This is a genomic window from Agromyces sp. NPDC004153 (genome assembly GCF_053603635.1).
Map to the genome: position 1 here is coordinate 2,512,962 of NZ_JBSGFY010000001.1, position 11,886 is coordinate 2,524,847.

Genomic DNA, 11,886 nt, shown 5'->3' on the forward strand with positions numbered 1-11,886 from the left:
CCGAGGGCGTCCCGTCAGGGCAAGTGCGTCGTCCGGGAATCCGGGCTCACGCCTCGGGGATGCTGCGTCCGTGCGTCTCGAGCCTGATGGCCGCCGGCTCGGGGCCGCCGCGGACCCCGGTGTCGAGGGCGTCGATCGCCGCCAGCTCGTCGGACGACAGCTCGAAGCCGAGCACGTCGAAGTTCTCCGCGATCCGCCGGGGGTTCGTCGACTTCGGGATCGCCGAACGACCCTGCTGGAGGTGCCAGCGCAGCATGACCTGCGCGGGCGTCCGGCCGTGCGCGTCGGCGATGCCGAGCAGCATCGGGTCGGCGAGGGTGCTGCGCCGATCGTCGCCGTAGCCGGGGTAGAACGTGATGCCGCCGATGGGCGACCAGGCCTGGTTGAGGATGTCGTGCTCGGCGTCGAGGGCGAGCAGCTCCCGTTGCTGGAAGTACGGGTGGACCTCGACCTGGTTGACGGCGGGCACGATCTCGGTCGCCTCGAGGAGCCGAGCCAGATGCTCGGGCATGAAGTTGCTGACGCCGATCGCACGGACCCGGCCTTCGGCCTGGAGTCGCTCCAGCGCGCGATAGGCGTCGATGGTGCGGTCGAAGGCGGACGGCAGCGGCTGGTGCAGGATCAACAGGTCGAGGCGATCGACGCCGAGCTTGGCCGCGGACTTGTCGAAGGCGTGGAGCGTCTTGTCGAAGCCGTAGTCGCTGATCCAGACTTTCGTCTCGAGGAACACGTCGTCGCGCGGTAGGCCCGACTCGGCGATGGCGCGGCCGACCTCGCGCTCGTTGCCGTAGGCGGCGGCGGTGTCGATGTGCCGATAGCCGACCCGCAGCGCCTCGGCCACAGCGCCGAGGGTCTCGTCGGGCGGGGTCTGGAAGACGCCGAAGCCGAGGGCGGGCAGCGTGACGCCGTTGTTCAGCGTGAGGTTCGGGACCGCCGAGTCCGTCGCACGTCGCGGTTCGATCCGGAGGGTCGTCGCCTTGGCCGTCGCGCTCGTGATGGCTCGAGTGGCCGATCCGCTGCCGTACTTCGCGGAGTAGGCGGCATCGATCTCGGGATCGTGGGTCGCGTCGTGGGCGTACCCGACGGCGACGAGCCGACCGTTCCAGGCGATCGCGCCTTCGAGTCGGCGCGTGACGCCTCGGTACCACTGTCCGTCCGCTCCCTTCACGGATCGCACGAAGAGGGCGCCGTCGACGACGACGTGCCAGACGATCGTGGGCGTACGGAGGGAGCCGTCCTTCCGCCCGCCTGCCACGCGGATCTCGGGGGCGCGGTCGAGGGAGCGGAGTTCGTCGGGGGTCCACGTGGGCATGGGGTTCCTTTCGTCACGTGCGACCTCCACTGTGAACCGCATGGCGCTCACGTGGCAGGCTCCGTCAATACCTGTCACGCCAGGGTCTCCCGCGCGCACGATGGAGGACGTGGGATGGAGGTGGCCGCGGGCACCACGCCGCCCCAGGAAGGAACGACCATGCACACGAGAACACTCGGCCAGGGCCTCGGGGTGTCGGCCATCGGGATCGGCGCCATGGGCATGTCCATGAGCTACGGGCCGAACCCGGGCGATCGCGACGACATGATCGACGTGCTGCGCTACGCCGTCGAGCACGGCGTGACGTTCATCGACACCGCCGAGGTCTACGGACCCTACGTGAACGAGGAGCTCGTCGGCGAGGCGATCGCGCCCGTCCGCGATCAGGTGGTGGTCGCGACGAAGTTCGGATGGAACATCGTCGACGGCCGCATGCAGGGCCTCGACTCGCGCCCCGAGCAGATCCGGCGGGTCGCCGAAGCCTCCCTCCAGCGGCTCGGGGTCGACCGGATCGACCTGTTCTACCAGCACCGCGTCGATCCCGACGTGCCCGTCGAGGACGTCGCCGGCGCCGTCGGCGAACTCATCGCCGAGGGCAAGGTCGCGCACTTCGGGCTCTCCGAGGCGGGGGCCACGACCATCCGTCGTGCGCACGCGGCCTTCCCGGTCACGGCCGTGCAGAGCGAGTACTCGCTGTGGACCCGCGACCCCGAGGGCGAGGTGCTGAACGCGTGTGCCGAGCTCGGCATCGGGTTCGTGCCGTTCAGCCCGCTCGGCAAGGGTTTCTTCACCGGTGCGGTCTCGGCCGACGCCACCTTCGCACCCGACGAGATCCGTGCGCGCGTGCCCCGCTTCGAAGCCGAGAACCTCGCCGCCAACCAGGTGCTGATCGACCAGGTTCGCGCGCTGGCGGAGCAGCGGGGCGCGACACCGGCGCAGGTCGCGCTCGCGTGGCTGCTCGCCCAGCGCCCGTTCATCGTGCCCATCCCCGGCACCCGCCGTCGCGAGCGCGTCGACGAGAACGCGGGCGCGACGTCCGTCGCCCTCTCGGCCGACGACCTCGCCGACCTCAACGCGCTCGTCGAGCGGGTCGGCGTGGCCGGCAACCGCTACGACGCGTCGGGCATGCAGATGGTCGGCCGGTGACGGATGCCGCGGCATCCGCTCATCGACGACCACGCGGCATCCGCCCGCCGACGAGTACCCACCGGCGTGAGCCGCGCAGCCGGTGAGGAGGCCTAGGGCTTCTTCGCCGGCGCGCTCGCGGGCACGGCCTCGTCGGCAGCCGCGAACTCCGCCTCGTGCGTCGCGGCCCACGAGGCGAGCAGCTTGAGCGCGTCCGCCGAGGGCGAGCCGGCCGGGGCGGTGTAGACGTTGAGCACGAGCCCGGGCTCGCTCGGCAGGTCCATCGACTCGTAGTCCAGGTCGAGGTCGCCGACGACCGGGTGGTGCAGGCGCTTCCGCCCGCTGCGGTGGAACTTCACGTCGCGCGAGGCCCAGCGCTCGCGGAACAGCTCGCTCTGCGTCGACAGTTCGCCGACGAGCCGGATGAGCTCGGGATCGTGCGGGTTGCGGCCGGCCTCCATGCGCAGCATCGCCGCGGCGTCGTGCGTGACCTGGTCGTAGTCGCGCCAGAACTCCTTGGCCGCGGGGTTCAGGTACGCGAAGCGGGTCGTGTTCACGGGCCGTCGCGGATCGTCGAACACCGGCGAGTAGAGGGCGCGAGCCAGCCGGTTGGCCGCGAGGATGTCGTGGCGTCCGTTGCGGACCCACGCCGGGGCATCCGAGAACGCATCGAGCACCTGCAGCACGGCCGGCCGCACCGAGGCCTTCGGCTTCGCGGTGCGCGTGAGGCCCGGCCCCGAGGCGCGCGCGAGGTCGTAGAGGTACTGCCGCTCGGCCTCGTCGAGCTGCAGCGTCGTCGCGAGCGCGTCGAGCACGCTGTCGGATGCCCCGCCGAGATTGCCGCGCTCGAGCCGCACGTAGTAGTCGACCGAGACTCCGGCGAGCATCGCCACCTCTTCGCGCCGCAGGCCCTTCACGCGCCGGTTGCCGCCGTACGCGGGGAGCCCGGCCTGCTCCGGGGTCAGCCGAGCGCGGCGGGAGCTCAGGAACTCCCGGACCTCGGCGCGAACATCAGCCATGCTCACCACGGTAGGCCGGACCGCGCGCTTCTGGGAGGGCCTGGCGGTGCCTGCCTGGCGTAGCATGCCCGCATGGCGCGAGCAGACTCGGACGGGGCCGAATTCACGATCAGGCCGCTCGGTCCCGAGACGTGGGACGCGTACGCCGCGCTCATCGAACGCCACAACGGCGTGTGGGGCGGGTGCTGGTGCACGTACTTCCACACGATGCCCGAGGAGAAGACCTACTCCGCCGACGACAATCGGGCGTTGAAACAGCGGCTCGTCGCGGAGGGTCGGGCGCATGCGGCGCTCGTGTTCGACGGCGAGGAGGCGATCGCCTGGTGCCAGTATGGCCCGCCCGCCGAACTGCCCAACATCTACCACCGCAAGGAGTACGACGCGGGCGTCGTCGAACCTCCCGACTACCGCCTCACCTGCTTCTTCGTCGACAAGCGCCATCGCCGAAGCGGCGTCGCGGCGGCGGCGTTGCGCGGCGCGCTCGAGCTGATCGCCGAGGCGGGCGGTGGCGTCGTCGAGGCCTATCCGCACGACACCCAGGGCAAGAAGACCTCGGCGTCCTTCCTGTACAGCGTCACCCGCAGCATGTTCGAGCAGGAGGGGTTCCGGTTCGACCGTCCGAAGGGCAAGAGCAACACCGTCATGGTGAAGACGGTCGCGCCGGCGCGTTCGCGTCGAAGCGCTCCCGCGCCTCGGTGATGCGCGGGTAGTTCTCGATCGCCCAGCCGGCCAGGGCCATGGACGGCTCGATGAGCGTGCGGCCGACGTCGGTGAGCTCGTACTCGACGCGCGGCGGGACCTCGGCGTGCACCGTGCGCGCGACGAGTCCGTCGCGCTCGAGCTGGCGCAGGGTCAGGGTCAGCATCCGCTGCGAGATGCCGGGGATGTGCCGCTGCAGCTCGGTGAAGCGCAGCAGGCCGTCGACGAGCGTGACGATGACGAGGAGCGACCACTTGTCGCCGATGCGGTCGAGCACCTCGCGCACGGCGCGCCCGTCGCCGTCACCACGGCTGGCGCACGCGCCCTCGTACTCGCTGCGAGCGGGCTGCGACTGCGAATCCAGGGCGATCGTCATCGTGTCCTCCGATGTTCCTCACGCACACGCATGTGCCTCCTGCACGCTGATGTGCCTTTTGCACGTCCCTCAATACTCACGCATCATGTGGTCACGCACAAACAGTAACTATCGCCACTCGAGAGGGGACCTCATGCTCATCGCGTTCTGGATCGTCAGCGGCCTCGTCGCACTCGCCTTCTTCGCCGCCGGCCTCATGAAGCTCGTCCGCCCGAAGGCGACGCTCGCGGCATCCGGCATGGCCTGGACCGAGGACTTCAGCGAGCCGACGCTGAAGGTCATCGGCGCCGCCGAGGTGCTCGGCGCCATCGGCATCGTGCTGCCCGCACTCACCGGCATCGCGCCGATCCTGAGCCCGATCGCCGCGTCCGCGCTCGCGCTCGTGATGGTGGGCGCCATCGTGGTGCACGTGCGTCGCAAGGAGAACCCCACGGCGAACGTGGTGCTGCTGCTCCTCGCGGCGACGAGCGCCGTGCTCGGGTTCGCCGCGCTCCTCGGCTGAGCGGCGAGCGGGCTGGGACGCTCCGGTTGCTGGGAAATCCCCTGACGCGTTCGGGGTTCCGTCGCGGACGGGTTCTGTTGAAACGCCTGATGACGGTGACGTTCGGTTCGCAGTGCCCCTGTTCGGGCGTTTGCACAATGCCGACCTGACGGCTTCAGGTGCGCGGTTCGACTCTGCTAAGAAAGGAACACCCCTGCCCTGCCAGTGATTGGAACGCACCGATGAACGCCAACCGTGACGAGCAGTCCGACACCCAAGCGCGAAGCGACTACGACGCGGTCGGCGGCGGCCAGGCGGTCGCCGCGGTGGTCGACCGGTTCTACGTCCTCATCCTCGACGACGACCGACTCCGCGGGTACTTCGACGGCGTCGAGATGGACCGACTCAAGCGACACCAGACGGCCCTCGTGTCCCAGGTGATGGGTGGTCCGGTCGAGTACTCCGGCCGTCAGCTGCGCACCGTCCACCAGGGCAAGGGCATCACGACCGATGCCTTCACCGCCGTCGCGGGTCACCTCGTGACCGCACTCACCGAGGCCGGGGTCGAGCCCGCGATCATCGACCGCACGGTGACGGCGGTCGCGGGCACGGCACCCGACATCATCGAGAACGACACGGCGGCCGGGTGACGCGGTGGACACCGCTGCGCTGAAGCGGACATGGGCGGCGGCCGAGAGCCTCGGCGATGAGGTGCCGCTGTTCTTCTACTCGCACCTGTTCCTGTCGCACCCCGAACTGCGGGGCATGTTCCCCGTCTCGATGGCGACGCAGCGCGATCGGCTCGTCGGTGCGCTCGGGCGGATCGTGTCGAGCGTCGACGAACTCGACGAGGTGGTCGGGTTCATCGAGCAGCTGGGCCGCGACCACCGGCGCTTCGAGGTCATCGCGGCGCACTATAACGCCGTCGGCGCATCGCTGCTCGCCACCCTGAAGCACTTCCTCGGCGACGGGTGGACGGATGAGGTCGCCGCCGACTGGGCCGAGGCCTACGGGCTGATCGCCACGGTCATGGTCAAGGCGGCCGAGGAGTCCGAGTCGACCAGCCCGGCATCCTGGGGCGGTCACGTGACCGCGGTCGATCGGCGCGGGATGGACCTCACGGTCATCCAGGTCCGCCCCGAACCTCAGCTGGCGTTCGAGCCGGGCCAGTCGGTTGCGGTGGAGATCCCGGCCCGGCCGAGGCTGTGGCGCTATCTCAGCCCGGCCAACGCACCGCGTGCCGACGGCAGCGTCGAGTTCCACATCCAGATGGTCCCCGGAGGCCAGGTCAGCAGCAGCATGGTCCGCCACCTCGAGGCCGGCGAGACCATCCGCATCGGCGCCCCCGTCGGCCAGGAGCTGACCCTCGACCAGGAGGAGCGCCGGCGCGACCTCATCATGGTGGCCGGCGGCACCGGCCTGGCTCCGCTCCGCTCCCACCTCGAACGGATCGACCTGGAGTGGCAGGCGACGGGCAAGGCTCCCCAGGTCCACCTCTTCCACGGTGCACGGCTGCCGTGGAACCTCTACGAGAACCGGTTGCTGAAGAACCTGGCGGTCCGGCCCTGGTTCACGTATACGCCCGTGGTCTCCGACGACCCGAGTTATCCCGGCCGGAAGGGCCTCGTCGGCGATGTCGCCGCGGAGGAGGGATCGCTGCACGGACGCCTCGCGCTGGTATGCGGCTCGCCCGAGATGGTGCGGCACACGGTGTCCCGGCTCCGTGCCGCGGGGATCGCCCCGACCGACGTCCGATTCGAGCAGTTCGCGACGCTCGACGAAGACAGTCATGAACTTCACCACCACACCCATGATCCGGAGCCGGTTCGGCTGCCGGGGAGCGAATAGGGGTACCACGCATGTCGCAGAACGAGACCGACCCCGACACCCTCGCCGAGTCGGGCAGCGGGCCCGAGCACGACCTGGCCGTCGCGGTGAGCCACCTCCCCGACCCCCATTCGGTCGAGTTCACCATGAAGATCCGGGGCGGCGCCTACGACCGCCTCGAGGTCGACAACTTCATGCGCGACCTCGCGACGGCGATCGCCGAGGTCAAGGCGGCCGCGGCCGCCACGCGGCAGGAACTCGCTGAACTGCGAGCCCAGAAGACCACGCAGGGTGCGTCCGGTCCCGACTCCGACGACGAGATCACGGCCGGCGCGGTCGGGCTGCTCACCCAGGCCCAGCTCATCGCCGACAAGGCCGTGGCCGACGCCGAGCAGTACGCACGCGACCTCGTGCTGACCGCACGCAGCCAGTACCGCGAGATCCTCGAGCGCGCCGAGAGCACCGCCAGCCAGGCGGCGACGGCGACCATCCCCGCCGAGCACGTTCCGCCCGTCCCCGAGATCGAGTACGTCCGCACCTACGCACAGGTCGCGCAGATCCAGCTGCGCTCGGTCCTCGAGGCGCTGACCGAGCAGGTCGACCGCCTCGGCAGCCTGCCGCAGCCGTCGGCCGAGGCCGGTGCGGCGCCCGCCGAAGCAGACGCCTCCACCGACGAGGACGAGGGTCCGACCGGGGAGCCGGATTGGGCGCCCTCGGCCTCGGGATCGGCCGCCGAGTCGCACTGAGGGTCCGTTCGTCAGTCGCCGCGTTCGACACGCTGCGCGGGCAGGGTGCGGTCGAGGCCCGGCCCAGTGCCCGGCGCTCCGTAGCGAAGCGGTGAGGCCGCGACGACCCCGCTCGCGACGAGGGCGAGCACGGTGCCGATCGAGCATGCGCGCACGATGACGGAGACGGTCCTCGTTGCATGCCGGCGACGTGCGCCGGCGATCAGTCCGAGGCCGGCCAGGCCGCCGCCGGTGTTCACGATGACGTCGGTCACGTCGGAGCTCCCGACCGCCAGCACGTACTGCGCGATCTCGAGGCCGAGGCTCGCGCCGGCGAACACACCCGCCGCCCTCCACCACGACCACGACGGCGCGAGGAGACGGAGGTAGACGCCGAACGGCACGAAGAGCAGGAGGTTCGCGACGACCTCGATCGGCCGGCTGGCCCCGGTTCCGTCGCCGGGCACGAACGGGACGAGCTTGACCACGCGCCGCCCGTCGTCGCCGACCCACGGGACCTCGAGCTTCCAGAGCACCAGCCACACGAGCAGGACGAGGTAGACGGCGAACAGCACGACCAGGACGGTCCTGGATCGCGACCCGTTCACTGCTGCATCCTCGGGTCCTGCGTGGGATCGGCATACGTCGCGGGGCATCCGCTGCCGACCGCCTCGGGGCGCAGCTCGTAGTGCCAGGGCTCGTTGTCGTACGTGGGGCAGAGGCCGTACGCGGCGCCGAACTCCGAGAGCCACGCCGCATCCGTCGCCCCGAGGTCGACCGCGTCCCCCGAGACGTGCGCGGAGGTGTCGGCCGTGGCGACCCACCGGGCGGCCTCCGCCTCCGAGCCGTACGTGGCGAGAGCCTCGCGGAGCAGCCGGTCCTGGTACTCCGCGGAACGCCACCCGCTGTTGACGAGGAACTCCACGCCGTCGGCGGAGGCATCCGTCGCCGCATCGCGCAGCGCCCGGAGCAGCTCGGGGTCGAGGTTGGTGACGCCGGCGTAACGGTCGTCGAAGACCGTCACGCCGTCGGGCAGGACGCCGTCGGCCTCGGTCATCGCGCCGTCGGTCTCGGTCGCTGCGCCGTCGGTCGCCGGGCCGGGGAGATCGCCTCGAGGGATCTCGCCGAACGGGGTCGCCGACGACGGCGGCGACTGGGCTGCGGATGCCCCGATGACGGCGGCGGTGGCGACGGCCAGGCCGACCGCGAGGAACGCGAGGGTCCGGCGCAGCCGTCGTCGTGCGGTGGTGGATCGACTCATGCGCCCAAGTCAACGCAGCGCGGCGTTGCCAGGCCGTATGCGGTTTTCGATAGGCGGACGATATGCGCCGCCTTCTAGCATCGAGGACATGCGCGTTCTGGTCGTCGAGGATGAGCCGTTCATGGCGGAGGCCATCCGCGCCGGGCTGCGCCTCGAGGCCATCGCGGCGGACATCGCCGGCGACGGCGACACGGCACTCGAGCTGCTGGGCATCAACGCCTACGACATCGCCGTGCTCGACCGCGACATCCCCGGGCCGTCGGGCGACGACATCGCCCGACGCATCGTCGCATCGGGCAGCGGCATGCCGATCCTGATGCTGACCGCCGCCGACCGGCTCGACGACAAGGCGTCGGGGTTCGAGCTCGGCGCCGACGACTACCTGACCAAGCCGTTCGAGCTGCGGGAGCTCGTGCTGCGGCTGCGGGCGCTCGACCGCCGGCGCGCGGTCAGCCGGCCGCCCGTGCGCGAGCTCGCGGGCCTGCGCCTCGATCCGTTCCGCCGCGAGGTCTTCCGCGACGGGCGGTACATCGCGCTGACGAGGAAGCAGTTCGCCGTGCTCGAGGTGCTGGTCGCCGCAGAGGGCGGCGTCGTCAGCGCCGAGGAACTGCTCGAGCGGGCTTGGGACGAGAACGCCGACCCGTTCACCAACGCCGTGCGCATCACGGTCTCCGCGCTGCGCAAGCGGCTCGGGGAACCGTGGCTGATCGCCACGGTTCCCGGCGTCGGCTACCGCATCGACACGGGACCCGCCTCGGACGGCGAGGGAGGCGGACATGGCTAGGGCGCCGGGCCTGAGCGTGCGGTTCAAGCTCACCCTGAGCTACGCCGGCTTCCTCATGGTCGCGGGCGCCGCGCTGCTCGCGGTCGTGTGGCTGTTCCTCCTGCGCTACGTGCCCCCCGAGGCGATCCAGACCATCGCCGGGTTCGTACCGGGCCGCGACGACCTCGTGCGCGCGTTCGTGCCCGCGGCGGCCTGGGCGCTGTGCTTCCTGCTCGTGTTCGGGCTGCTCGGCGGGTGGCTCCTCGCCGGCCGCATGCTCGCGCCGCTCGCGCGCATCACGACGGCGACCCGCAGGGCCGCGAGCGGGTCGCTCTCCCACCGGATCGAGCTGGAGGGCCGCCAGGACGAGTTCCGCGAGCTCGCCGACAGCTTCGACGCCATGCTCGCGCGGCTCGAGGCCCAGGTGGCCGAGCAGCAGCGGTTCGCGGCCAACGCCTCCCACGAGCTGCGGACTCCGCTCGCGATCACGCAGACCCTGCTGGAGGTCGCCCAGAACGATCCGCGGCGTGACGACGATGAGCTCATCGAACGCCTCCGCATGGTCAACGCCCGAGCCATCGAGCTCACCGAGGCGCTGCTCCTGCTCAGCCGCACCGACCAGCGGTCCTTCACCCGAACGCCGGTCGACCTGTCCCTCATCGCGGAGGAGGCCGCCGAGACGCTCCTCCCGCTCGCGGAGAAGCACGGCGTCGGCATCGAGACGTCGGGGGAGATCACCCCTGCCCTCGGATCGCACGCGCTCCTGCTGCAGCTGACGACGAACCTCATGCACAACGCGATCGTCCACAACCTGCCCGAGCACGGCACGGTGCACATCGAGACCGCGGTCCACGCCGAGTCGGCCGTGCTGACCGTCGAGAACACGGGCGAGCAGCTCAGCCCGCAGCTGGTCTCCACGCTCACCGAGCCGTTCCAGCGCGGCACCGAACGCATCCGCACCGACCACGCGGGGGTCGGCCTCGGGCTGGCCATCGTCGCGAGCATCACCCGGGCGCACGACGGGACGCTCGCCATCGCCGCCCGCCCCGGCGGAGGCCTGCGGGTCACGGTGCGGCTCCCCGCGGCATCCGTCATGGCGATGCACGGAGCGACCGCCGCCGACTGACGCCGAGGACCGGGATGCCGGGAGCACGATGACCCCGTGCGTCGCTCCGTGCGAATTCGGGACCGACGCGACCATTAGGATAGCCTTACCTACCGTCGTGAGGATCCCTTCTATGCGCCCCCTGCTCCGTGCTGCCCTCGTTCCGCTCGCCGCCGGCTCGCTCCTGCTCGCGGGTTGCGCCACGGGAGGAGGAGCCGCGCCCGACGACGCGCTCGTCGTCTACAACGCGCAGCACGAGCAGCTCACCGAGGAGTGGGTCGCGGCCTTCACGAAGGAGACGGGGATCGACGTCGTGCTCCGCAACGGCGGCGACAGCGAGCTGGCGAACCAGCTCGTCGCCGAGGGATCCGCCTCGCCTGCCGACGTGTTCCTCACCGAGAACTCGCCCGCCATGTCGCTCGTCGAGGAGGCCGGCCTGTTCGCGCCGGTCGACGAGGCCACGCTCGAGCTCGTGCCCGAGCAGTACCGACCCTCCACGGGGGCGTGGACCGGCATCGCCGCGCGCTCGACCGTGCTCGTCTACAACCCGTCGCTCATCACCGAGGCAGAGCTGCCGGCGTCGCTCATGGACCTCCAGCAGCCCGAGTGGAAGGGCCGCTGGGGCGCGGCGCCGAGCGGTGCCGACTTCCAGGCCATCGTCTCGGCCGTGCTCGAGACCCAGGGCGAGGACGCCACCAGCGCGTGGCTCGAGGGCATGCACGAGAACGCCACGATCTATCGCAACAACATCGCGACGATGAAGGCCGTCAACGCGGGCGAGGTGCCCGTCGGCGTGATCTACCACTACTACTGGTACCGCGACCAGGACGAGACGGCCGAGAACAGCGGCAACACCGAGCTGCACTACTTCGGCAACCAGGACCCCGGTGCGTTCGTGAGCGTCTCGGGCGGCGGGGTGCTGCAGTCGAGCGAGCGCGCCGAGGAGGCGCAGGAGTTCCTCGCGTGGCTCGCCGGCACCGAGGGGCAGACGATCCTCGGCGAGGGCTACAGCTTCGAGTACCCCGTGAGCTCGGGGGTGCCCGCCCGTGAGCCGCTGCCGGCGCTCGACTCCCTCGGCGCGCCCGCGATCGACCCCTCGAAGCTCAACGGCCCCCAAGTCATCGACCTCATGACGGAAGCCGGACTCCTCTGACCCAGACGGCGACGACACGAGCACCGGCGAGGGTCGCCGA

Annotated in this window: 14 protein-coding genes and 1 pseudogene; 9 read left to right on the forward strand and 6 right to left on the reverse strand. The window is 70.9% G+C overall.

Annotation, left to right across the window (positions count from 1 at the left end; translation table 11 throughout):
• Positions 1-46 precede the first annotated feature (46 nt).
• Both ACWEOH_RS11810 and ACWEOH_RS11815 read right to left on the reverse strand, forming a co-directional pair.
• Positions 47-961, reverse strand: coding sequence for an aldo/keto reductase (locus ACWEOH_RS11810; protein ID WP_452031925.1), 915 nt, complete (start codon positions 959-961; stop codon positions 47-49).
• Positions 962-970: 9 nt separating this feature from the next.
• Positions 971-1,354, reverse strand: a pseudogene (locus tag ACWEOH_RS11815) (DUF2255 family protein); the annotation flags it as partial.
• 117 nt (positions 1,355-1,471) lie between these two features.
• Here ACWEOH_RS11815 and ACWEOH_RS11820 point away from each other — a divergent pair.
• Positions 1,472-2,458: an aldo/keto reductase gene (locus ACWEOH_RS11820; RefSeq protein ID WP_452031140.1), complete on the forward strand. Its 987-nt coding sequence runs from the start codon at positions 1,472-1,474 to the stop codon at positions 2,456-2,458.
• Positions 2,459-2,550: 92 nt separating this feature from the next.
• Here ACWEOH_RS11820 and ACWEOH_RS11825 read toward each other — a convergent pair whose 3' ends face one another.
• On the reverse strand, positions 2,551-3,456 hold the full coding sequence (locus ACWEOH_RS11825) for a helix-turn-helix transcriptional regulator (protein ID WP_452031142.1): 906 nt from the start codon (positions 3,454-3,456) through the stop codon (positions 2,551-2,553).
• A gap of 72 nt (positions 3,457-3,528) precedes the next feature.
• Between ACWEOH_RS11825 and ACWEOH_RS11830 the strand changes: the two genes are divergently transcribed.
• Positions 3,529-4,155, forward strand: a complete 627-nt coding sequence (locus tag ACWEOH_RS11830) for a GNAT family N-acetyltransferase (protein ID WP_452031144.1) — start codon at positions 3,529-3,531, stop codon at positions 4,153-4,155.
• Here ACWEOH_RS11830 and ACWEOH_RS11835 read toward each other — a convergent pair.
• Entirely contained in the window at positions 4,097-4,531 is a 435-nt protein-coding gene (locus tag ACWEOH_RS11835) for a winged helix-turn-helix transcriptional regulator (protein ID WP_452031146.1), read from the reverse strand. The two genes, ACWEOH_RS11830 and ACWEOH_RS11835, sit on opposite strands and share 59 nt — an antisense overlap.
• A gap of 133 nt (positions 4,532-4,664) precedes the next feature.
• On the opposite strand from ACWEOH_RS11835, the gene ACWEOH_RS11840 reads away from it, so the two are divergent.
• From ACWEOH_RS11840 to ACWEOH_RS11855, 4 genes are all read left to right on the forward strand, one after another.
• The gene (locus ACWEOH_RS11840) at positions 4,665-5,033 is read left to right on the forward strand and encodes a DoxX family protein (RefSeq protein ID WP_452031148.1); all 369 of its coding nucleotides are present in this window, start codon (positions 4,665-4,667) and stop codon (positions 5,031-5,033) included.
• Positions 5,034-5,254: 221 nt separating this feature from the next.
• Positions 5,255-5,662: a group I truncated hemoglobin gene (locus tag ACWEOH_RS11845; protein ID WP_452031150.1), complete on the forward strand. Its 408-nt coding sequence runs from the start codon at positions 5,255-5,257 to the stop codon at positions 5,660-5,662.
• 4 nt (positions 5,663-5,666) lie between these two features.
• Positions 5,667-6,860 (forward strand): globin domain-containing protein, encoded by a 1,194-nt coding sequence (locus ACWEOH_RS11850; RefSeq protein ID WP_452031152.1) that lies wholly within the window; start codon positions 5,667-5,669, stop codon positions 6,858-6,860.
• A gap of 11 nt (positions 6,861-6,871) precedes the next feature.
• Positions 6,872-7,585 (forward strand): hypothetical protein, encoded by a 714-nt coding sequence (locus ACWEOH_RS11855; RefSeq protein WP_452031154.1) that lies wholly within the window; start codon positions 6,872-6,874, stop codon positions 7,583-7,585.
• An 11-nt stretch (positions 7,586-7,596) separates the two neighbouring features.
• Here ACWEOH_RS11855 and ACWEOH_RS11860 read toward each other — a convergent pair whose 3' ends face one another.
• Positions 7,597-8,172 (reverse strand): VanZ family protein, encoded by a 576-nt coding sequence (locus ACWEOH_RS11860; protein ID WP_452031156.1) that lies wholly within the window; start codon positions 8,170-8,172, stop codon positions 7,597-7,599.
• Positions 8,169-8,825 carry a M15 family metallopeptidase gene (locus ACWEOH_RS11865; RefSeq protein WP_452031158.1) on the reverse strand — a complete coding sequence of 219 codons (657 nt, stop codon included), beginning with the start codon at positions 8,823-8,825 and terminating at the stop codon, positions 8,169-8,171. The genes ACWEOH_RS11860 and ACWEOH_RS11865 overlap by 4 nt, the downstream gene beginning before the upstream one ends.
• A gap of 88 nt (positions 8,826-8,913) precedes the next feature.
• Here ACWEOH_RS11865 and ACWEOH_RS11870 point away from each other — a divergent pair, with 88 nt between their 5' ends.
• The 3 genes from ACWEOH_RS11870 to ACWEOH_RS11880 all read left to right on the forward strand — a co-directional run bounded on the left by ACWEOH_RS11870 (position 8,914) and on the right by ACWEOH_RS11880 (position 11,846).
• Positions 8,914-9,609: a response regulator transcription factor gene (locus ACWEOH_RS11870; RefSeq protein WP_452031160.1), complete on the forward strand. Its 696-nt coding sequence runs from the start codon at positions 8,914-8,916 to the stop codon at positions 9,607-9,609.
• Positions 9,602-10,714 (forward strand): sensor histidine kinase, encoded by a 1,113-nt coding sequence (locus ACWEOH_RS11875; protein ID WP_452031161.1) that lies wholly within the window; start codon positions 9,602-9,604, stop codon positions 10,712-10,714. The genes ACWEOH_RS11870 and ACWEOH_RS11875 overlap by 8 nt, the downstream gene beginning before the upstream one ends.
• A 112-nt stretch (positions 10,715-10,826) precedes the next feature.
• Positions 10,827-11,846, forward strand: a complete 1,020-nt coding sequence (locus ACWEOH_RS11880) for an iron ABC transporter substrate-binding protein (protein ID WP_452031163.1) — start codon at positions 10,827-10,829, stop codon at positions 11,844-11,846.
• The last annotated feature ends 40 nt before the right edge of the window (positions 11,847-11,886 follow it).

Coding starts and splice junctions, on each gene's coding strand:
- ACWEOH_RS11845 (WP_452031150.1), top strand. CDS start 5,255: ATGAACGCCAACCGTGACGAGCAGTCCGACACCCAAGCGCGAAGCGAC.
- ACWEOH_RS11835 (WP_452031146.1), bottom strand. CDS start 4,531: ATGACGATCGCCCTGGATTCGCAGTCGCAGCCCGCTCGCAGCGAGTAC.
- ACWEOH_RS11865 (WP_452031158.1), bottom strand. CDS start 8,825: ATGAGTCGATCCACCACCGCACGACGACGGCTGCGCCGGACCCTCGCG.
- ACWEOH_RS11855 (WP_452031154.1), top strand. CDS start 6,872: ATGTCGCAGAACGAGACCGACCCCGACACCCTCGCCGAGTCGGGCAGC.
- ACWEOH_RS11820 (WP_452031140.1), top strand. CDS start 1,472: ATGCACACGAGAACACTCGGCCAGGGCCTCGGGGTGTCGGCCATCGGG.
- ACWEOH_RS11840 (WP_452031148.1), top strand. CDS start 4,665: ATGCTCATCGCGTTCTGGATCGTCAGCGGCCTCGTCGCACTCGCCTTC.
- ACWEOH_RS11880 (WP_452031163.1), top strand. CDS start 10,827: ATGCGCCCCCTGCTCCGTGCTGCCCTCGTTCCGCTCGCCGCCGGCTCG.
- ACWEOH_RS11870 (WP_452031160.1), top strand. CDS start 8,914: ATGCGCGTTCTGGTCGTCGAGGATGAGCCGTTCATGGCGGAGGCCATC.
- ACWEOH_RS11875 (WP_452031161.1), top strand. CDS start 9,602: ATGGCTAGGGCGCCGGGCCTGAGCGTGCGGTTCAAGCTCACCCTGAGC.
- ACWEOH_RS11825 (WP_452031142.1), bottom strand. CDS start 3,456: ATGGCTGATGTTCGCGCCGAGGTCCGGGAGTTCCTGAGCTCCCGCCGC.
- ACWEOH_RS11830 (WP_452031144.1), top strand. CDS start 3,529: ATGGCGCGAGCAGACTCGGACGGGGCCGAATTCACGATCAGGCCGCTC.